Source organism: Neotabrizicola paludis, from assembly GCF_044142105.1.
Taxonomy (GTDB): Bacteria; Pseudomonadota; Alphaproteobacteria; order Rhodobacterales; family Rhodobacteraceae; genus Pseudogemmobacter.
In genome coordinates, this window is the sequence record NZ_JBGTYM010000003.1 from 173,935 (window position 1) to 193,033 (window position 19,099).

The 19,099-nt window shown below is 65.5% G+C and carries 18 protein-coding genes; 11 read left to right on the forward strand and 7 right to left on the reverse strand.

All coding sequences use genetic code 11. The features are described from left to right. Nucleotides 1-139 precede the first annotated feature (139 nt). The 4 genes from ACED67_RS09315 to ACED67_RS09330 are packed head-to-tail and all read left to right on the forward strand — an operon-like array spanning nt 140 to nt 3,925. Nucleotides 140-1,027 carry a sugar phosphate isomerase/epimerase family protein gene (locus tag ACED67_RS09315; protein ID WP_395541322.1) on the forward strand — a complete coding sequence of 296 codons (888 nt, stop codon included), beginning with the start codon at nt 140-142 and terminating at the stop codon, nt 1,025-1,027. Between the two features lie 55 nt (nt 1,028-1,082). Beyond that, nucleotides 1,083-2,249, forward strand: coding sequence for a mandelate racemase/muconate lactonizing enzyme family protein (locus tag ACED67_RS09320; RefSeq protein ID WP_395541323.1), 1,167 nt, complete (start codon nt 1,083-1,085; stop codon nt 2,247-2,249). Between the two features lie 17 nt (nt 2,250-2,266). Continuing rightward, complete coding sequence (locus tag ACED67_RS09325; protein ID WP_395541324.1) at nt 2,267-2,956, forward strand: FadR/GntR family transcriptional regulator; 690 nt, start codon at nt 2,267-2,269, stop codon at nt 2,954-2,956. Nucleotides 2,957-2,959: 3 nt separating this feature from the next. After that, the gene (locus ACED67_RS09330; RefSeq protein WP_395541325.1) at nt 2,960-3,925 is read left to right on the forward strand and encodes an NAD(P)-dependent oxidoreductase; all 966 of its coding nucleotides are present in this window, start codon (nt 2,960-2,962) and stop codon (nt 3,923-3,925) included. Nucleotides 3,926-3,950: 25 nt separating this feature from the next. On the opposite strand, the gene ACED67_RS09335 is transcribed toward ACED67_RS09330, so the two are convergent. From ACED67_RS09335 to ACED67_RS09365, 7 genes are all read right to left on the reverse strand, one after another. Next, nucleotides 3,951-5,012 (reverse strand): ABC transporter ATP-binding protein, encoded by a 1,062-nt coding sequence (locus ACED67_RS09335; RefSeq protein WP_395541326.1) that lies wholly within the window; start codon nt 5,010-5,012, stop codon nt 3,951-3,953. Continuing rightward, nucleotides 5,012-6,103, reverse strand: coding sequence for an ABC transporter ATP-binding protein (locus tag ACED67_RS09340; RefSeq protein WP_395541327.1), 1,092 nt, complete (start codon nt 6,101-6,103; stop codon nt 5,012-5,014). Before ACED67_RS09340 ends, ACED67_RS09335 begins: the two co-directional genes overlap by 1 nt. Next, nucleotides 6,103-6,315 carry a hypothetical protein gene (locus ACED67_RS09345; RefSeq protein ID WP_395541328.1) on the reverse strand — a complete coding sequence of 71 codons (213 nt, stop codon included), beginning with the start codon at nt 6,313-6,315 and terminating at the stop codon, nt 6,103-6,105. The genes ACED67_RS09340 and ACED67_RS09345 overlap by 1 nt, the downstream gene beginning before the upstream one ends. Continuing rightward, nucleotides 6,312-7,274, reverse strand: a complete 963-nt coding sequence (locus ACED67_RS09350) for a carbohydrate ABC transporter permease (RefSeq protein WP_395541329.1) — start codon at nt 7,272-7,274, stop codon at nt 6,312-6,314. The genes ACED67_RS09345 and ACED67_RS09350 overlap by 4 nt, the downstream gene beginning before the upstream one ends. Nucleotide 7,275: 1 nt before the next feature. Further along, nucleotides 7,276-8,178 (reverse strand): carbohydrate ABC transporter permease, encoded by a 903-nt coding sequence (locus ACED67_RS09355; protein WP_395541330.1) that lies wholly within the window; start codon nt 8,176-8,178, stop codon nt 7,276-7,278. Nucleotides 8,179-8,247: 69 nt separating this feature from the next. Beyond that, nucleotides 8,248-9,558 carry an ABC transporter substrate-binding protein gene (locus ACED67_RS09360; protein ID WP_395541331.1) on the reverse strand — a complete coding sequence of 437 codons (1,311 nt, stop codon included), beginning with the start codon at nt 9,556-9,558 and terminating at the stop codon, nt 8,248-8,250. Nucleotides 9,559-9,848: 290 nt separating this feature from the next. Then, on the reverse strand, nt 9,849-10,397 hold the full coding sequence (locus tag ACED67_RS09365) for a TetR/AcrR family transcriptional regulator (RefSeq protein ID WP_395541332.1): 549 nt from the start codon (nt 10,395-10,397) through the stop codon (nt 9,849-9,851). Between the two features lie 161 nt (nt 10,398-10,558). Here ACED67_RS09365 and ACED67_RS09370 point away from each other — a divergent pair, with 161 nt between their 5' ends. From ACED67_RS09370 to ACED67_RS09400, 7 genes are all read left to right on the forward strand, one after another. Then, entirely contained in the window at nt 10,559-11,752 is a 1,194-nt protein-coding gene (locus ACED67_RS09370) for a Tm-1-like ATP-binding domain-containing protein (RefSeq protein WP_395541333.1), read from the forward strand. Continuing rightward, complete coding sequence (locus ACED67_RS09375) at nt 11,752-12,588, forward strand: phosphoenolpyruvate hydrolase family protein (protein ID WP_395541334.1); 837 nt, start codon at nt 11,752-11,754, stop codon at nt 12,586-12,588. Before ACED67_RS09370 ends, ACED67_RS09375 begins: the two co-directional genes overlap by 1 nt. Nucleotides 12,589-12,592: 4 nt before the next feature. Continuing rightward, complete coding sequence (locus ACED67_RS09380) at nt 12,593-13,009, forward strand: cupin domain-containing protein (RefSeq protein ID WP_395541335.1); 417 nt, start codon at nt 12,593-12,595, stop codon at nt 13,007-13,009. 3 nt (nt 13,010-13,012) lie between these two features. Beyond that, a complete protein-coding gene (locus tag ACED67_RS09385; RefSeq protein ID WP_395541336.1) occupies nt 13,013-14,191 on the forward strand; it encodes a M24 family metallopeptidase in 1,179 nt (392 codons plus the stop codon). Nucleotides 14,192-14,575: 384 nt separating this feature from the next. Next, complete coding sequence (locus ACED67_RS09390; protein ID WP_395541337.1) at nt 14,576-15,841, forward strand: ABC transporter substrate-binding protein; 1,266 nt, start codon at nt 14,576-14,578, stop codon at nt 15,839-15,841. Next, nucleotides 15,838-17,799 (forward strand): sensor histidine kinase, encoded by a 1,962-nt coding sequence (locus ACED67_RS09395; protein WP_395541338.1) that lies wholly within the window; start codon nt 15,838-15,840, stop codon nt 17,797-17,799. The genes ACED67_RS09390 and ACED67_RS09395 overlap by 4 nt, the downstream gene beginning before the upstream one ends. Continuing rightward, the gene (locus ACED67_RS09400; RefSeq protein WP_395541339.1) at nt 17,789-19,081 is read left to right on the forward strand and encodes a sigma-54-dependent transcriptional regulator; all 1,293 of its coding nucleotides are present in this window, start codon (nt 17,789-17,791) and stop codon (nt 19,079-19,081) included. The genes ACED67_RS09395 and ACED67_RS09400 overlap by 11 nt, the downstream gene beginning before the upstream one ends. Nucleotides 19,082-19,099 lie beyond the last annotated feature (18 nt).

The following is a 19,099-nucleotide window of genomic DNA, read 5'->3' on the forward strand; positions in this document are numbered from 1 at the left end:
GCCTCGTTCGGCAGAGAATGGTGAAATCGCCCGGCGACCCGCTTGACCGCCAACAGAAAGCGGCGCAATCTGGTAGAACCAGAATAGGATAAGGACGGTCGGGACCCGCTTTCCGGCGCGCGCCCTTCAGGGAGGAAATATGCATCTTTCAACGCACAACTGGATGCGGGCCGAACCGCTGGAAACGACCGTTCGCCGGATCAAGCAATACGGCTATTCGTCCATCGAGATCTCGGGCGAACCGACGCAATACAACACCAAGGACACGTTGAAGCTGCTCAAGGACAACGGCATGCGCTGCTGGGGCGCCGTGACCCTGACGCTGGGCGAACGCAACCTTGCGGCCAAGGACGAAGGCCAGCGCGCGCGGTCGGTCGATTACGTGAAATCGGTTCTCACCATGGTGTCGGAACTGGAGGGCGAGATCATCACGCTGGTGCCGGCAACCGTGGGCAAGGTAACCCCGGACGCAACGCCGGAAGAGGAATGGAAATGGGTGGTCGATGCCACCCGCGAGTGCTTTGCGCATGCGCAGAAGGTGGGCGTGCGGATCGCGGTCGAGCCGCTGAACCGGTTCGAGACCTATCTGTTCAACCGCTGCGCCCAGGCTCTGGCGCTGGCCGATGCCGTCAGCCCCGAATGTGGCGTCTGCCTGGACGCCTATCACCTGAACATGGAGGAATCGAACATCTACGACGCGATCCGCCTGGCCGGGAAGCGCCTGTTCGATTTCCACGTCGCCGACAACAACCGCTTTGCGGCGGGGCTTGGGCATCTGGACTGGGCCAGGATCATCGGCACGCTGCGCGAGATCGGCTATGACGGGGCGCTGACGAACGAATTCGTCGCCCCGGTCGACCGGACCCCCGCCGCGCCCTATCCCGACATGGTGGAGAAGAACCCCGTCGACATCTCGCCCGAGCAGCTGAAGTTCATCCAGGACCACGGGTCGAGCCTGCTGACCGAGAAGTTCTATGCCGATCAGATGCGGATCACCGCCGAAACCATCCTGCCGCTGATCAAGTGAACTGGCGCGGGCGGCCGTGTGCCGGACCGCCCGCCAAGGAAGGGAATCCCCGTGAATGCGGATCAAGACGGTTCAGGCGTGGTGGGTGCAGATTCCGATCGAGGAATCCCGCCAGCACGTCAGCGATTTCGGGCGGCTTCGCACCTTTGATGCAGCCATCCTGCGGATCGAGACCGAGGATGGTGTGGTCGGCTGGGGGGAAGGCAAGAACGCGGCGGGCAGCGCGGGGCAATATGCGGCGCTGGTCCATCTTCTGAACCATGAATTCGGTCCCCGGCTGATCGGCCGGGATGCCAGCCAGATCACCGCCATCTGGGAGGATTTGTACAACGGCAGCCGTGCCTCGGCCGCGGCGGCGCGCGGGCATGCCCTGCCGGAACTGGCGCGGCGCGGGCTGACCGTCGCGGCGATCAGCGCCATCGACATTGCTCTGTGGGACATTCGCGGCAAGGCGCTGGATCAGCCGGTCTGGGCGCTTCTGGGCGGACGGTCGGCTCCGCGTCTGCCAGCCTATGCCTCGGGCGGGTGGGCGGATTCAGCCGGGATCGGCGCGCAGCTGCAATCCTATGTCGAGGCGGGCGGCTTTCGCGCGGTGAAGATGCGGGTGGGGTCGATGGACGACCGTCCGCAGGTTTCGGCCCAGCGGGTGCGGGCGGCGCGCAAGGCGCTGGGGCCGGATGTGGAGCTGATGGTCGACGCCCATGGCACCTATACCGTTGCCGAGGCCAAGCGCTTTGCCGCTTTGGTCGAGGATTGCGACCTGGCCTGGTTCGAAGAGCCGGTCACAGCCGACGACCACAGGGGGCTGGCCGAGTTTCGCGCCGCGACCATGATCCCGATCGCAACAGGCGAATCCGAATGCAGCCGCTTCGACTTTGCCTCGCTGATCAGCCATCGTGCCGCCGACATCCTGCAGCCCGATCCCGCCTTCTGCGGCGGCATCACCGAGGCGATGCGGATCGCGGCGCTTGCCTCCTCGTTCAACCTGCGGCTTGCCCCGCATCTCTGGGCCGGGGCGCCCTGTTTCTTTGCCGGGCTGCATGTTCTGGCCGCCGCCCCGTCCGGATACATCGTCGAGTTTTCGCTGGGGGCCAATCCGATGATCCACAGCCTGTCGCGCGTTCCCGTCACCGTGCAGGACGGGATGATCGCCGTGCCCGATGCCCCCGGTCTGGGGCTCGACATGGACACGGACGTGATCGCGCGCTACGCCAGACAGTGATCCAGCGGGAGCCAGCCATGCAACAGGAAGAGTTCCTGCCCACCCTAGCCGCCTATCTGATGGACGCCGCCCGCGCGAATGATGGCAAGGCCCCGTCCGAGCGCGATCTGGCCGAACATTTCTCGATCAGCCGCGGCCAGGTGCGCGAGGCGCTGGCGATCCTGGAAGCGATGCAGGTCATCGAACGGCGCGCGAAGTCCGGCATCTATGTCAATGGTGGATCGGGCGGGATCGAGGCGATGTCCTTCTTCGCCCGCTTTGGCCTGCCGCTGGAAAACCGCCAGATCTTCGAAGCGGTCGAGGTCCGCAAGATTCACGAGATCAAGGCCGCCGAACTGGCCGCGTCGCGCGCGACCGACGAGAACTTTGCCCGCCTGCGCGAGATCCTGAAGCTTTCGGAAGAGCGCCTTCAGGCCGGCGAGGGGCTTGACCAGCTGGACCAGGACTTTCACCTGGAAATCGTCCGCGCGACACAGAACACGATCTTCCTGAACATCTGCACGTCCTTCTACGCACTCAGCCACAACCGGCTGAAGCTTTACTTCCGCAGCCCCGAGCGCAACCGCCGCTCGCATGAAGAGCATGTCCAGATCTTCGAGGCGCTGCAGCGCCGCGATTCCGCGCTGTCCTCGGCGCTCATGGTGTCGCATCTGCGCGGCGCGATGAGCTATTGGAGCGAGCTGCTCGAGCCAGCCGCCGAGGGGTGAGCGGTGATCTTTTCAACCCATCCGCTTCATCCCGAGGTGACCGCCGACCTTCGGGCGCTTGGCGACTATCGCGTGGCCTCGGCGCCCACGCCACAGGCCATCAGCACGGAATCTGCCGGCGCCGCCATCATCGTGGTCCGCGCGCCGATTCCGCCGGGCATCGCCCCGCGCGAGGGCGGGCTGCGTGCGCTGATCCGTCATGGGGCCGGGCTTGATATGATCCCGGTGGATGAGGCGACGGAGGCCGGGGTGCTTGTCGCCAATGTGCCCGGCGCCAACGCCCTGACGGTGGCCGAACACGCGATCTGGACGGCTTTGGCGCTTCTGCGCCGCAACCCGCAAGTGACGCGCGACCTGCAGGCCGGGGGCTGGGCTGCCGGCCGCGCGCATTCCGACCATGGCCGCGAACTCTCGGGCCGGACACTGGGCATCCTCGGTTTCGGCAATATCGGCCGGACACTCGCCCGCATCGCGCGGCAGGGGTTCGGCATGCCGGTCGTCGTCCACAGCCGCAGCCCGGTCAGCGACATGGATGTGCAGGTCGTCACGCTGCCCGAGCTGCTGGAGCGGGCCGATGTGCTGGTCCTCTGCGCCCCCCTGACCGACCAGACCCGTGGGTTGATCGACGCGGCGGCCCTTGCGCGGATGAAGCCGGGCTCGGTCCTGGTCAATGTCGCCCGCGGCCCCCTGGTCGTCGAAGAGTCGCTCATCCGCGCCTTGGCCTCGGGCCATCTGGGCGGTGCCGCACTGGACGTTTTCGACACCCAACCCTTGCCCGCGGACCACCCGCTTCTGAAGCTGCCCAATGTGATCCTGACGCCGCATATGGCGGGGATCACCGTGGAAAGCATGCTGCGCATGGGGCAGGGGGTCGTGGCCGAAGCGCGCCGGATCATGGCGGGCGAGCTGCCGCTGAACCTGGTGAACCCCGAGGTCGTGTCGACCTACCGCGCGCGGTTTCCGGCCTGATCCGCCTGGAATGGCCGGGATCCTATCATCCCAGCGCGAGGTTTGCGCCGCTTTCCACATCGAAGGTGACCACGCGGTCGGCTTTCCAGCCGAAACGCACCACCTCGTCGCGCTGCACCTGTGTGCCCGCGGGGACGGTCACATGCAGCCGCGTCTCGCCCATATCCATCACCAGGATCTTGACCACGCCCTGATCCTCAATGTCGAAGATCCGCGCCTCGCCGGGCGCGCCGGGGGCCAGCACCACATTCTCCGGCCGCACGCCGAAGGTCACAGCACCACTGCCGGCCGTATTGGCCGCAATCGGCAGGGTGAAGCCGCCGATCTCGGCCATGCCCCCGGCCAGCCGGCCATTGATCAAGTTCATCGGCGGCGAGCCGACCGAGCGGGCGACGAAGGTGTTTAGCGGGCGTTCGTAGATGTCGGCGGGCGTGCCCACCTGCACCAGCCGCCCCTGCCGCAACACGCCGATCTTGTCGCCCATCGACATGGCTTCCACCTGGTCATGGGTCACGAAGAGGAAGGTGGCGCCAAGATCGCTGTGCAGCTTCTTCAGCTCGACCCGCAGGCTTTCGCGCAGCTTGGCGTCCAGCGCCGACAGGGGTTCGTCCATCAGGAAGACCGAAGGCTGGCGCACGATGGCGCGGCCGATCGACACGCGCTGCATCTCGCCCCCCGAGAGGCGTTCGACCTTACGGTCGAGAAGATGGGTGATCTGCAGCGTCTTCGCCGCCCGTTCGACGCGCCCGGCAATCTCGCTTTCGGTGAATTTCCGGCCCGGCGCGCGCAGCGGGAATTCGAGGTTCCCGCGCACGGTCAGGCGCGGGTAGAGCGAATATTGCTGCAGCACCAGCGCCACGTCGCGTTCGGCTGCGGTCATGTCGCCGACATCGCGGCCGCCGATGCTGACCGCGCCGCTGTCGGGCTTTTCCAGCCCCGCAATCATGCGCAATGTTGTGGTCTTGCCGGCGCCCGTCCGGCCCAGAAGCACGAAGAATTCGCCGTTCTCCACCACCAGGCTCAGGTCGCGCAGCGCGCGCGAGGCGCCGTAGCTCTTGTTGATCCCGCTCAGCTCGATCCGCGCCATCAGGCAGTCCTCCGCAGCGCCATTCCGGATTCCCCGTCGAAGAAATGCGCCCGCTCGGGGTCGATGCCCACCCAGACGCGCTGTCCGTCGCGGACGAAGCCCGGCTCGACGCGGGCGCGCAGCGTGGCATCGCCGAGCCGCACGTCGACGATCTCGTGCGAGCCAAGGGGTTCGATGTTGGTGGTCTCGGTCTCGACGAAGCCGCCCTCGGGCCCGTGGCGCAACAGGACCGCCTCGGGCCGGATCCCCAGCTTGACCGCACGCTGGCCGGGCAGGTGGCCGACATGGCCGCCCGCGACCGGCAGGCCCACGCCCCGGCCGAAGGACAGCACCGCCGCCCCCGCGCCGCCTTCGATCGCCACGTCCGAGACGTTCATCACCGGGCTGCCGACGAATTGCGCGACGAACAGGTTCGCGGGCCGGTTGTAGACCGCTTCCGGCGCGCCAACCTGCTGGAGCAGGCCCGCGTGCATGACGACGATCCGGTCGGCCAGGCTCATCGCTTCGATCTGGTCATGCGTCACATAGACAGAGGTCGACCCGCGCGAGATGTGCAGGCGCTTGATCTCGGCCCGCATCTGTTCGCGCAGCTTCGCGTCCAATGCACCGATGGGTTCGTCCATCAACAGCGCCTTCGGCCGCCGCACCAGGGCGCGTCCGATCGCCACCCGCTGCATGTCGCCGCCCGACAGGGCCGAGGGCTTGCGGTTCAGGAACCGCTCGATGCCCAGCACCTTGGCCACCTCGGTCACGGCGGCGTCGAGTTCGGTGGCGCTCATCCGCACGGCGCGCAGGGGGAAGGCGATGTTTTCCCGCACCGTCATGTGCGGATAAAGCGAGAAGGATTGGAAGACGAAGGCGATGTCCCGGTCCGCGGCGCGCAGGTCCTGCACCTCTTTTCCGTCTATGGAAATCGTGCCCGACGACACCGTCTCGAGCCCCGCGATGGCGCGCAGCGTGGTGGTCTTGCCGCAGCCCGACTGGCCCAGCATGACGACGAATTCGCCATCCTCGATGGTCAGGTTCACATCCTTCAGCACCTGCACGGCGCCGAAGAACTTCTGGATGTTTTTCAGCTCGATCCGTGCCATCAGACCAGTTCTTCCTCTTCTTCCTCTTCGGCCTCGGGCTCGGGCGGGACATGCGACGTGATCAGGAAGGCGACCAGCCCGATCAGGATGATGGTCAGCCCGTATCGGTGCAGCACCTCGATCCAGGGCTGGCACAGGAAGATCACCCCCAGGATCATCGTCCATTGCGCCGCCGGTTCGTAATATTTGGCGTTCATCTGGCGGAAGGTCATTTGCGGATCGCCCCGAAGCTCATGCCGCGCAGAAGGTGGTTGCGCAGAAGGAAGGTGAAGATGGCCACCGGCACCAGGAACAGGAAGGCGCCCGAGGCGATGACCGTCCAGTCCGACAGGCCCGAGCCGACCTGGCTGGGGATGTAGGGCGGGGCGGTCTGCGCATTGCGCGAGGTCATCATCAGCGCGAAGGCATATTCGTTCCAGGCGGTGATGAAGCAGAATACGGCGGTTGCGGCGATGCCGGTCAGGGCTTCGGGCAGCACGATCTTGCGGAAGGCCTGCAGGCGCGTATAGCCGTCGACCAGCGCCGCCTCTTCATATTCGCGCGGGATTTCGTCGATGAAGCCCTTCATGATCCAGACCGCGAAGGACAGGTTGAAGGCGGTGTAAAGGATGATCAGGCCGACATGCGTGTCATAGAGCCCCACCGCCCGGTACATCAGGAACATCGGGATCGCGACGACAATGGGCGGCAGCATCCGCGTACTGAGGATGAAGAACAGCCAGTCCTGTTCCCCCGGCACCCGGAAGCGTGAGAAGCCATAGGCCGTCACCGTCCCCATCGACACCGCAAGGAGCGTCGAGATGATCGAGACGATCAGCGAGTTCAGGTAGCGGCTGCCGTAGCCCGAGGACGTCACCTCGCCGGTCTTCTTGTTGCGCACCACGCTTTCGCCGCCGTCGTAGATCAGCTTTTCCCACCAGGGCGCGGCGTCGTAGGTCGCCTCGTCCACCGGCTCGCGCAGCTGGCTGCGCTTGGTGAACAGCTTGGCAAAGGGCGACAGCGTCGGTTCGAAGAACACGGTCGGCGGCGCCGTCGTCGCCAGGTTGCGCGGCTTGAAGGCCGTGGCCCCGATCCAGAAGATCGGCGTCAGCATGATGACCAGGGCCACCAGCACGGCAATCACGGCGGCACGGTTGAAGATCACTTCGCCTTTTGTCTTGACCTCGGCCATCTCAGCGCGCCTTCGCCTTGTTCAGGTATTTCACATAGATGTTGGTGATCGCGACCACGACGATCAGCACGATGTAGGCAAAGGCCGAGGACATGCCGGTCTGCCATTCGAGGAAGGCCATCTTGTACAGCCGGATCGCGATCAGCTCGGTCGTGGGCTGGGTCGACAGGATGTAGGCGTGGTCGAAGGTCTTGAACGCCTCCATCGTGCGGAAGATGATCGCGATCATAAGGATCGGCGCGACCAGGGGCAGGGTGATGCGGAAGAAGGTGTAGAACGGCCCCGCCCGGTCGATCTCGGCCGCCTCGTAGAGGTGCTTCGGCACGGCTGACAGGCCGGCAAGGGACAAGAGCATCACGAAGGGCGACCACATCCAGATGTCGACGATCGCGACGGCCCAGAGCGCCATCTGCGGGTCGGCCAGCCATTCGAATTTTCCAAGGCCCAGGAAGTAGTTGATGATCCCGAAGGACGGGTCATAGAGCAGCTTCCAGAACAGGCCCACCACGGCTGGCGACATCATCATCGGCAGCAGCAGAAGCGTGGTGATCAGCCCCTTCAGCGGGATCGGCCGGTTCAGGAGCATGGCCAGGCCAAAGCCCACCAGCACCTGCCCGGTGACCGAGATCACCACGTATTTCGCGGTGATGGTGAAGTTGCGCCAGATGTTCGGGTCGCTCAGCAGCTCGCGGAAATTGCGCAGGCCGATCCAGTTCGCCGGGGCCGAGGTGGAGGCCCGATAGTCGGTGAATGCCGTATACAGCGAATAGATCAACGGGAAGACGTTGAAAATGATCAGGAATGCGATCGTGGGAATGATGAAAAGGTTGCGGATCGAAAGGTCGGACAGCCCGCGCGCCGCCGCGCGCGTATCAGGCTCCAGCCGGGTCATCACATCTGCCACGGTGCGTCATCCTGCGTGGGGGGAAAGCGATGGGCGCCAAGCGACGCCCATCGCAACCAGGTTGGGTGATTACTTGATCCGGCCGTACTTCTTGAACGTCGCTGTCCAGTCGGCTGTCAGCGCGTCGAGCACTTCCTTGGCCGTGCCTTCGCCGCCCACGATATAGGGGTAGATCCGTTCGTTCGCTGCGGTCAGAAGTTCCGCATATTCCGGCACTGCCCAGAAGTCCTTCACCATGAACATGGTCTGGTAGAAGGCTTCGTTATATGGCGTCGCGTTGCGGAACTCCGGGCTTTCCAGGACCTTGGCGCTGGCGGTATAGCCGCCAAGCTCGGCCCAACGCTTCTGGGTTTCGTCCTTGATGAACCATTCCAGGAACTTGAACGCCTCTTCCTGGTTCTTCGAGTAGGAGACGATCGAGATGCCCTGCCCGCCCAGTGCGGCGAACTGGTCGCCGTTGGGGCCCTTGGGGTTCGCGAAGAAGCCGGTGACTTCGGCGTTCGGGTTGGTCGCGGGGTTCACCAGCGCCGGGAAGAAGGCGAAGTAGTTCATCGACATGGCCGCAAGGCCTTCGGTGATCGCCTGGTTGTTTTCCACGAAGAAGGTCTTCGACCAGCCGGGCGGGGTAAAGCCGTAGAGTTTGCGGTAGGCCTCCAGGCCCGCGATCGAGGCGTCCGAGTTCAGGATGCCGTCGACCTGATAGGTCTCATAATCGCCCAGGTTGCCGCCGTAGGAGAACAGGGCATTCTCGACACCCATCACCAGCCCGTCATAGGAGTTGTCGGTGTAGATCGCGATGCCGTAGCGGTTCTGGTCGGGCCGGTGGAAGAATTCGGCAATATCGATCAGCTGCGCCCAGGTTTCCGGCACGGCCAGATCATAGCCGTACTTCTCCTTGAACGCGGCCATTTCTGCCGGGTCCTCGAACCAGTCCTTGCGATAGGACCAGCCGACCGCGTCGCCTTCGGCCGGGACGGCCCAGTACTTGCCCGAGTTGCCGGGATATTCGGCATAGTACTTGACCGTGGCCGGAGCCATGACCTCGCCCAGCTTGTGGGCATTGAAGAAATCGGTCAGGTCCACATAGTGGCCCGCCTCCGACGCCGCGCCCAGCCACTGGCTGTCGCCGACGATCATGTCATAGGCGCTGCCCTTGGCATTGAATTCGGTAAAGGCCTTGGTCTGGAAATCCTGCCAGGGCGTGGTTTCGACGGTGACGACGACGCCGGTCTCGGCCTCGTATTCGTTCACCAGTTCCTGCAGGTAATTGGCCGGGTCCCATTCGGCCCAGAAGATGGTCAGCTCTTGCGATGACGCCGCCGGAGCGGAGAGCGCGATCGCCGCAACCCCTGCCAGCAGACGGTAGAATGATCCGTGCATGTGACTTCCTCCCGTTTATCATTATCAGGCGACGCGAGCCCGGCTTGCCGGGTCCCCTGGTGCCACCATTCGTCCCCTCCAAGACTCCAGAATTGGTACTACCAGTTGTGGCGGGCTGTCAATCATCCATTCGAATCCGCCCCCCGCAACCTGCGCACGAAAATGCTGCATCTGCACAAGTATATCAGCCACAAGTCCGCGAAATACTTACGAAACGGGCAGAGGCGCGGCCCTGCCGCGCCCGTGCGCGTCGGACTGAGTTCGAAATTCTGGCCGGACCAGAATCGGATTTAGTCCGGCTTGATGCCTGCTTGGCGCAGGGCCGCCTCCAGCAGCGCCCCGGCCGACCAGAGCGCCACCTCCTGTGCCTCGGGGTCGGTCAGGCCACAGATATCCTTCAGCACGATCAGCGCCTCGATCCCGAAGGTCAGCGACAGCGCATGCACCAGCCGCGCCGCCTGTTCGGGAGGCAGGCCGCTGTCGGCGATGGCGCGCTGCAGCAGGGCCCGCCGATGCCCCCGGCCCAGGGTCTTGTCCCCCGGCAGCTCTGCATCCGGCTCCAGCGATTGGCGGATCGCAGCCCGGAAAGTCGCCTCATGTTCCGCTAGCCGAGGAAAGGTCATGCCGTAAAGCGAAGCCAGCCGCGCCGCGCCCGGACTCGAGGGCGGGTTCCAGCCGAGGATCGGTCCCAGCGCCTCGCCCACCACGGCGCGCAGCATGTCGGCCAGCGTCGGGAAATAGCGGTAGGCCGTCGAGCGCGACACCCCCGCCGCTTCGGCCACCGCGCTGACGGAAGGGGATTGGCCCCGCCGCATCATCTCCGAGGCGGTGGCGATCATCAGCGCGCGGGTCCGTGCCGCGGCGCCCTTGAGCGGCACGACGGGTTCGGCAGGATCGGAAGCTTGTAATGGGACTATCATCCCAATATGGTACTACAGTCCAATATTCGATCAAGCGCCTTCGTCCGCCGCTGCGGCCGGGGCCGCAGAAAGGGCCTGCGGTGCGCACCATCCACCTCGCCGGAACCTGCGATACCAAGGGGGAGGAGATCGCCTATCTGCGCGATCTGATTGCCGCTGCAGGTCACAGGGTCACGGTCATCGACCTTGGCACCCGGGCACCCCGCATCACCCCCGATATTCCCGCCGCCGCCATTGCCGCCTGCCACCCGGACGGGCCCTCAATCCTGGCCGGCCAGGATCGAGGCGCCGCCGTCACTGCCATGGGCCGGGCCTTTGCCGCCTGGTGCCGGGCGAATGGCGAAAAGATCTCGGGAATCCTTGCCATCGGCGGGGGCGGCGGCAGCTCGATCGCCTGCGCGGGCATGCGCGAACTGCCTTATGGGCTGCCGAAATTCATGGTCTCCACCCTCGCCTCCGGCGACACGGCGCCCTATGTCGGCACCTCGGACATCGTGATGATGCCATCGGTCACGGATGTTGCCGGGCTGAACCGGCTGAGCCGGTTGATCCTGTCGAACGCGGCCCATGCCCTGGTCGGCGCCGCCACCGCGCCGGCACCCGCCGACAGCGTCGGTCTGCCCGCGCTGGGTCTGACGATGTTCGGCGTCACCACGCCCTGTGTCACCGCGATCACCGACCACCTGCGCGGCCGATTCGACTGTCTGGTCTTTCATGCCACCGGAACCGGCGGCCGCGCCATGGAGCAGCTGCTGGACCAGGGCATCCTTGCGGGTCTGATCGACATCACCACGACCGAGATCGCCGACCTGCTGTTCGGGGGCGTCCTGCCGGCGCGGCCCGACCGGCTGGATGTCGTCGCCCGCATGGGCACGCCCTGGGTCGGTTCGGTCGGTGCGCTGGACATGGTGAACTTCTGGGCGCCGCCAACCGTGCCCGAGCGGTACCGCGACCGGCTGTTTTACCACCACAATCCGAATGTCACGCTGATGCGGACAACGGCCGAGGAGAATGCGCAGATCGGCCGCTGGATCGGCCAGAAGCTGAATGCCTGTCCCGGCCCGATCCGCCTGCTGATTCCCGAAAAGGGGGTCTCCGCGCTGGACATTGACGGTGGCCCGTTCCGGGACCCCGCGGCCGACGCTGCCCTGTTCGACGCACTGGCCAGCACGATTTCCGACCCTGCGCGGCTGGTCCACCTGCCGCTGCACATCAACGACCCGGCCTTCGCCAAGGCCGCCGCCGACACCTTCCTGTCCCTGATGAGGCCCTGATGCCCGCAATTCCCCGCAAGACGATTCTCGACCGTTTCCACAGGATGATCGCCGCCGGTCAGCCGATCATCGGCGGCGGCGCCGGCGCGGGCCTTTCCGCCAAGGCCGAAGAGGCCGGGGGGATCGACCTGATCATCATCTACAATTCCGGGCGCTACCGCATGGCGGGGCGCGGCTCGGCGGCGGGGCTCCTGGCCTATGGCAACGCCAATGAGATCGTCAGGGAGATGGCGGTCGAAGTGCTGCCGGTGGTGAAACACACGCCCGTCCTTGCGGGCGTGAACGGCACAGACCCCTTCATCCTGATGCCGCAGTTCCTGGGCGAGTTGAAAGCCATGGGCTTTTCCGGCGTGCAGAACTTTCCCACGATCGGTCTGTTCGACGGCCAGATGCGGCAGAGCTTCGAGGAAACCGGCATGGGCTTTGGGCTGGAGGTCGACATGATCGCCGAAGCGCACCGGCAGGACCTTCTGACCACGCCCTACGTCTTCAACGCCGACGAGGCGACCGCGATGGCGAGAGCCGGGGCCGATGTCATCGTTGCCCATATGGGCGTCACCACCGGCGGCAGTATCGGAGCCACGTCTACCAAGACGCTGGACCAATGCGTGAGCGAAATCGACGCCATCTCGGCCGCGGCGCGCAAGGTGCGCCCCGACATCATCCTGCTGTGCCACGGGGGCCCGATCTCGATGCCCGAGGATGCCGCCCATGTCCTGGCCCGGGCCGACCGGATGCACGGTTTCTACGGCGCCTCCAGTGCCGAACGCCTGCCGGCCGAACGTGCCATTGCCGACCAGATCCGCGCCTTCAAATCCATTCCTGCGAAAGGCTGAGGCCATGACCGATGTGAAGACCCTGTTCCGCACCCCCGCTGATGTCGATGCCTTCGGCTTCGACTGGGGCCACCTCGCCGTTGTCCTTGGCCCGCAGGTGAACGGCGCGCAGAAATTCTCGGCCGCGGTCGTCACCGTGCCGCCCGGCCAGGGCCACAGCCGCCACAACCACCCGGGCGCCGAGGAGATCATCTACATCCTCGAAGGCTGGGGCGAGCAGATGGTCGAAGACGAAGACGGCACCCCCCATACCGAACAGGTCGGCCCCGGCACCTGCGTCTTCATTCCGGAAGGCCGCTATCATGCCACCTTGAACACCGGCACGACCGAGATGAAGATCTTTGTCGTCTACGCCCCGCATGGGCCGGAAGAGGCCCTGCGCACGCTGCCGGATTTCCGCCTGATTGCCAGAAAGGCCTGAGCCATGGACGCCGCGCTCACCGCTGCATTGCCCTATAGCTTTGCCAGGCTGGACGACCTGATGGAGAAGGCGGGGATCGACGTCCTTCTCGTCACCTCGAAGCACAATACGCAATATCTTCTGGGCGGCTACCGCTTCATCTTCTTCTCGGCGATGGATGCGATCGGCCACAGCCGCTATCTGCCGGTCATCGCCTATATCCGTGGCGCGCCGGACAAGACCGCCTACGTGGCGAACAAGATGGAAAACAGCGAGCACGCCAATCATCCGTTCTGGACACCGCATTTCCTGCCGATGTCCTGGACTTCGACCGACAGCATCGCCGAGGCGATCCGCCACCTCAAGGACCACGGCCCCGCCTCGCCCCGCATCGGCGTGGAACCGTCCTTCCTGCCGATGAACAGCGCCAGGCTGCTTGAGGACGCCTATCCCAACGCGCCGCTTGCCGATGCGACCGGGATTCTGGAACGGCTGCGCGCGGTCAAGACCGCGGGCGAACGCGCCCTGCTCCGGCAGGCCTCCGAGGCGATCAGCGATGCGATGCAGGCGACCATTGCCGCGAGCCGGGCGGGCGACAGCAAGCATGAGATCATCGACCGGCTGCGGCGCGAGGAAACCCTGCGGGGCCTGCAGTTCGAATATTGTCTGCTGACGCTTGGGTCGTCGCACAATCGCGCGGCTTCGTCCCAGACCTGGGCCGAGGGCGAGGTGCTGTCGATCGATTCAGGCGGCAACCTCAAAGGCTATATCGGCGATATCTGCCGGATGGGCGTGCTGGGCGAGCCGGATGCCGAGTTGCAGGACCTTCTGGCGGAAATCGAGACGGTGCAACAGGCCGCCTTTGCCAAGGTGCGCGCTGGCGCCCTGGGCGGCGACCTGATCGCCGCGGGCGAGGCCGAGCTTTCCCGCCAGCCCAACCGCGCCTGCACCGACTTCTTTGCCCATGGCATGGGCGTCATCACCCATGAAGTGCCCTTCCTGATGACGAACCACCCCGTCGCCTACGCTGGCACCGATGCGGAAGCCCCGTTGGAAGAGGGCATGATCCTGTCGGTCGAAACCACAATGCTTCACCCCCGGCGCGGCTTCATCAAGCTGGAGGATACCCTGGCCGTGACCGAGACGGGCTACGAGCTTTACGGCACGCGCGGTCGGGGCTGGAACCGCGGCGGAACGGCATAGCCTCCGACCGAAAGCCGCAGATTGCCAGACTGCGCAGCCCCGGCGGTTTCACAGGGAATTGGTCGGCATGAATCGGATCGCGGCGCTGGCCGATTGCTCTGCAAGCGGTCGCGCCCAACAAAGCCGTTCAGAATGAAACTTCGCGCCAGAGCCCTCCATCGCCACCCGGCATCAGGACATGCGGGGCCGCAACGACTTACCTCTTGCCTTTCGATGGGCGGGGTCGGTCGCAGAACTTTGCGACCAGCCAGAATGCAGGATCGTCTGTCGCGGGCTGTCGATCCCACGTGTCAAAACTGACCCGCGTTTCGCCGACCCGGCCTTTCAGTTGCCGAAAGCTGACAGAGCGCTCATAGGGGAATGGGAGGCGAGGGAGGGAAGGGGTTGCAAGGATCGCGTTTCGGCCTGTTTTGCCGGTTGCTGACCGGTCTGGCGGTGCTGGCGACGACCGGGTCGGCCGGGCAGGCGCAGCAATTGCGGATCTTGACCTCGATGCCCCCGGCGCTGACCGATCCGTTCATCGCCGCCTTCCGCCAAGCGTTTCCCGAGGCCGATCTTCTTGTGCTGAACAAGAATACCAATTCCGGCATCGATGAGATCACCCGCGGCAATGCTCGGGGCTTTGACATCTTCTGGGCCTCTGCACCCGAAGCCTTTGCGGTCATCGGTCAGCATCATGGCTTTGTCGCCGAGGATTGCCCGGCACTGGATGCCTCGGGCCATGTCAGTTTCGCCTTGTCCTCGATCGGCTGGGCGCGGCGGGCGGATGCGCATATCGCCATGCCGGGTGACTGGGACGATCTGCTGCTCCCGGGCTATCGCGGCCGCATCGGTATGTCGCTGCCCTCGCAGTCGGGCACGACGCATATGATGGTCGAGCGGTTTCTTCAGGTGCGGGGCTGGGAGGACGGCTGGGCCTATTTCCTGCGCCTGACCGAAAACCTGTCGACCCTGACCGCGCGCAGTTTCGGGGTGATCGACGGGGTCAGGTCCGGGCGCTTTGACATCGGCCTGACCATCGACTTTCTGGCCGAGGTCGAGCCGGATCTGGAATTTCGCTATGGCAAGCCGGTGATGATCTTTCCCGCCCAGATCGGCCGACTGGCGGGCGGGCTAGAGCCGGGTCTGGCCTGCGATTTCATCGGCTTCGTGCTGTCGGATACCGGCCAGCGGCTGCTGCTTGACCCCGGCGTCGGGCGGATTCCGGTCGTCGCCAGCTTGCGCCCAGAGGCACCAGACGCAATCCCAGAGCCGATGCGCGATGCGATCCGCCGACAGTGGCAGGTCTATGATGCCCGGCTGGCGCAGCGGCGCTACTGGGCGGTCAACGCGCTTTTCGATATTTTCATCTCGGATCTGCTGCCGCGCCGTCGGGAATTGTGGGTCCGGTTACGGGCGCTGCAAGGCAAGTTCGATGCCGCCGATCTTGACCTGATCGAACGGCTTTTGACCAGCCTGCCCGTGTCGGAGCAGGAGGCGGAACGGGAGGCGCTGAACGCCAGCCCCGGCCGGATCTCGGACCTGATCACGATGACGCCGGAACAGGATGCGGTGCGGACCGACTGGGCCGCAGCCGCCCTGCGCCAGTTGGATGAAGCCGACCGGGCGCTGACGGCGCTGGAGCGCCGGATCAGGGGGGCGCGACCATGAGGCTGTTGCCGCGCGGCGGGGTCTGGCAGCGGCTGATGCTGCTGATCGGCGGCACCGTGGCGCTGATGTGGCTGGCGCTGGCGCTGACCAGCGTGACCTTCGCCCGGTTTCAGACGCAGTTTTCGGGGCTGGCCGCCTCGCAAGTGCCCCGGATCGCGCTGACGGGCGAGTTGGCGGGCCATTCGGCACAGCTTGCGGGGCTGACGACCCGCATCATAGGCGGCGAGGGCGAAAGCGCAGTCGAGCTGGCCGAAGTCGCGGCGGTCGCCGCGCGGCTGACGGCGGCGCTGAAAGATCCCGCTCTGCGCCTGCCTGCCGGTAGCCCTATCCCCGATCTGGTCGCGGCGTTGCAGCGCGATCTGGCTGCGCTGCCGCCGCTTTACACCCGCCGCCACGATCTCGCCCAGACCAATGCCCGCGACATCGAGGCCTTGCGTTGGCTGAATGTCGATATCCAGGACGAGGTCGAGCCGCTGCTGGACGACTATGACTTCAACATCCGTGCCCGGATGCTGGAACTGAAGGCTCAGGATGATCCCGGCCTTCGCGCTGCGCTGGTCGAGCAGGTTGATCGTGACCGGCGCCTGCGCGACCGCGTGTTCCAGGTTGGCACCGATGCCGGGACGGCGGTGGCCTTGATGCTGCAGATCGCCGTCTCACAGGACGAGGCCCAGATCGAGCAGCTTTCCGGCCTGACCTGGGACATGATGGCGCAACTGGGAGAGTCGATCGACGCGCTGCCGGAGCGGGCCGATTTCCTGACCCTGCGCCAGTCCTACGACCGGCTGCGTAAGCTGGCCGATCCGGCCAATGGCCTGGTGCAGCGGCGTCTGGTCTGGGTCGCAGGGCAGGCCAGGATCTATGCTGTCATCCAGTCGGCGCAAGATGGGGTGGCCTTGCTGCAGGATCACCTTGCCGGGCTGGCGGTCAGCGAGAAGCGCCGGGTTCTGGCCACCATCGCCGACACGGTCGACCAGGCCCGCGGCACTATGGCCTGGCTGGTGGCGCTGACGCTTGCCCTGGGGCTGGTGGGGCTGGCCATCGTCTTTGGCGTCATGCGCAAGCGGATCGTCGCCCCGCTGCGCGAGTTAATGGGGCGGATGCTGCGGATCGCCGACAGCGCCGGGACGGGCGTTCCGCAGACGGGCGCCAAGGACGAGATCGGCAGGATGCGCGCCGCGGTCGATGAATTCGACCGGGCCATCGCGGCACGCGATCAGGCGATCCGCAAGCTGAAAGAGACCCAGGCCGACCTGGTGCAAGCGGGCAAGATGGCCGCCTTGGGCAACCTCTCGGCCGGCATCAGCCATGAGTTGAACCAGCCCCTCTCTGCGCTGCGCTATCGCGTCGTGCTGCTGGAATCCGCGCGCGAGGCCGCGGATGCGCAAGAGGCCCGGCGGCAGCTGGACCGGATCGCCGATCTGACCGACCGGATGGAAGCGATCATCTCGCATCTGCGCCGCTTTGCCCGCCGCTCGGACAACAAGCGCGAGCCGCTGCGGCTGGGCGACCAGATCTCGGGCGCGCTGTCGCTGTTGCAGGGCCGGATCGAGGAATCGGGTGCGGTGATCAACAGCAGCGCCGCCGCGACCGAAGCGCGGGTGATGGGCGATCCGATTCTGATCGAGCAGGTGATCATCAACCTGATCAGCAATGCCCTGGATGCAGTCGCCGAACGCAACGGCGACGGGCGGATCGCGCTGGATGCCGTGATCGCGGGCAGGTTCATCGACCTGACCGTGCGCGACAATGGCGTGGGCCTGGGCGATCTGTCTCCCGAAGAGGCCGTGAACCCGTTCGTGACCTCGAAAGAGGCCGGCCGCGGCATGGGGCTTGGCCTGTCGATTTCCTATAACATCGCAAAGGACATGGGCGGCGACCTGATGCTCGCGCCCGCGCCCGACCAGGGTGTGGTGGCGCGGCTGCGGTTGCCGATGGTGAAGCAAGATGAAACCTGAAGCTAAGATTTTCATCGTCGATGATGATGCCGACCTCTTGCCCGCAATGGTAGAGGTGATCGAGGCCGCTGGCCTGCCAGCGCGAGGCTTCCAGCGCGGCAAGGCGATGTTGGCAGAGCTGGACCCGGAATGGGACGGGATGATCCTGTCGGACATGCGGATGCCCGAGCTTTCGGGCTTGGACCTGCTGGCCAAAGCCCGCGACATGGCCCCGGGCGTGCCCTTCGTGCTGATCACGGCGCATGGCGATGTGCGCAGCGCAGTGCAGGCGATCCAGCGTGGTGCATTTGATTTCATCGAAAAGCCTGCCCCGCCGGAATACATGCTGGCAGTCATCCGCCGCGCGCTGGAAACCCGAAGGCTGCTGCTGGAGAACCGGCGGCTGAAAGAACGTATCGCGCGCGGCACCGATCTGCGGGCGCGGCTCTTGGGCCGTTCAACGGCGATGCGCAATTGTCGCCGCGAACTGGCGGCAGTGGCACCGCTTGAGGTGGATGTGCTGCTGCACGGCGAACCGGGAACGGGCAAGCAACTGGCGGCCCGGGCGCTGCATGACTTTTCCGGCCTTGACGGGGAATTCATCACGATGGACGCAAGTGCGCTGACTGAAAGCAATTTCGCGGCGCTGATGCTGGGCGAGGGCACAGACGCCCCTGGCGCGGTCGCGGCGGCGCGCGATGGCACGCTGTATCTGGAGCGGGCGAACGCGCTGAGCCCGCCCCTGCAACATCGGCTGCTGGCCATGATGGAGGCACGAACGCCCGGCACACGGTTCCGTGTCATCGCCTCGGCCCATGGCAGTATCAGTGACCTGCGCCGCACCGGCGCGATGAGCGATGACCTTTACTACCCGCTCAGCCTTGCCGAAGTGGAACTGCCACCGCTGCGCGACCGGGAGAACGACATCTACCTGCTGTTGACCCAGTTCCTGCGCGAGGCGGCGCAGCGCCACAACCGCCGTTTTCCCGAACTGAGCGCGCAAGAGCTGCGGCCCTATCGCAGCTATCACTGGCCGGGCAACCTGCGTGAATTGCGCAATGTCGCCGAAAAGCTGGTGATCGGGTTGAAGGTCACGTTGCAGCCGCCGACGCGGGGCACGGTGGCGGCGGATGATCTGGGCTATGACGAAGCGATGCAGGACTTCGAATCAGCCCTGCTGCGCGCCGCCCTGCAAAAGACCGGCGGCCGCAAGGCCGAGGCGGCCGAGGCCCTGGGCATCCCGCGCAAGCGGCTTTATCTGCGGCTGCGGGCGTGCGGGATGGTTCCCGAGGGTCAGGATTGACCCGCCGCCCGTGTCAAA

Coding starts and splice junctions, on each gene's coding strand:
- ACED67_RS09315 (WP_395541322.1), top strand. CDS start 140: ATGCATCTTTCAACGCACAACTGGATGCGGGCCGAACCGCTGGAAACG.
- ACED67_RS09340 (WP_395541327.1), bottom strand. CDS start 6,103: ATGGCACGGATCGAGCTGAAAAACATCCAGAAGTTCTTCGGCGCCGTG.
- ACED67_RS09400 (WP_395541339.1), top strand. CDS start 17,789: ATGAAACCTGAAGCTAAGATTTTCATCGTCGATGATGATGCCGACCTC.
- ACED67_RS09380 (WP_395541335.1), top strand. CDS start 12,593: ATGACCGATGTGAAGACCCTGTTCCGCACCCCCGCTGATGTCGATGCC.
- ACED67_RS09365 (WP_395541332.1), bottom strand. CDS start 10,397: ATGATCGCCACCGCCTCGGAGATGATGCGGCGGGGCCAATCCCCTTCC.
- ACED67_RS09325 (WP_395541324.1), top strand. CDS start 2,267: ATGCAACAGGAAGAGTTCCTGCCCACCCTAGCCGCCTATCTGATGGAC.
- ACED67_RS09335 (WP_395541326.1), bottom strand. CDS start 5,012: ATGGCGCGGATCGAGCTGAGCGGGATCAACAAGAGCTACGGCGCCTCG.
- ACED67_RS09360 (WP_395541331.1), bottom strand. CDS start 9,558: ATGCACGGATCATTCTACCGTCTGCTGGCAGGGGTTGCGGCGATCGCG.
- ACED67_RS09320 (WP_395541323.1), top strand. CDS start 1,083: ATGCGGATCAAGACGGTTCAGGCGTGGTGGGTGCAGATTCCGATCGAG.
- ACED67_RS09350 (WP_395541329.1), bottom strand. CDS start 7,274: ATGGCCGAGGTCAAGACAAAAGGCGAAGTGATCTTCAACCGTGCCGCC.
- ACED67_RS09375 (WP_395541334.1), top strand. CDS start 11,752: ATGCCCGCAATTCCCCGCAAGACGATTCTCGACCGTTTCCACAGGATG.
- ACED67_RS09395 (WP_395541338.1), top strand. CDS start 15,838: ATGAGGCTGTTGCCGCGCGGCGGGGTCTGGCAGCGGCTGATGCTGCTG.
- ACED67_RS09345 (WP_395541328.1), bottom strand. CDS start 6,315: ATGACCTTCCGCCAGATGAACGCCAAATATTACGAACCGGCGGCGCAA.
- ACED67_RS09385 (WP_395541336.1), top strand. CDS start 13,013: ATGGACGCCGCGCTCACCGCTGCATTGCCCTATAGCTTTGCCAGGCTG.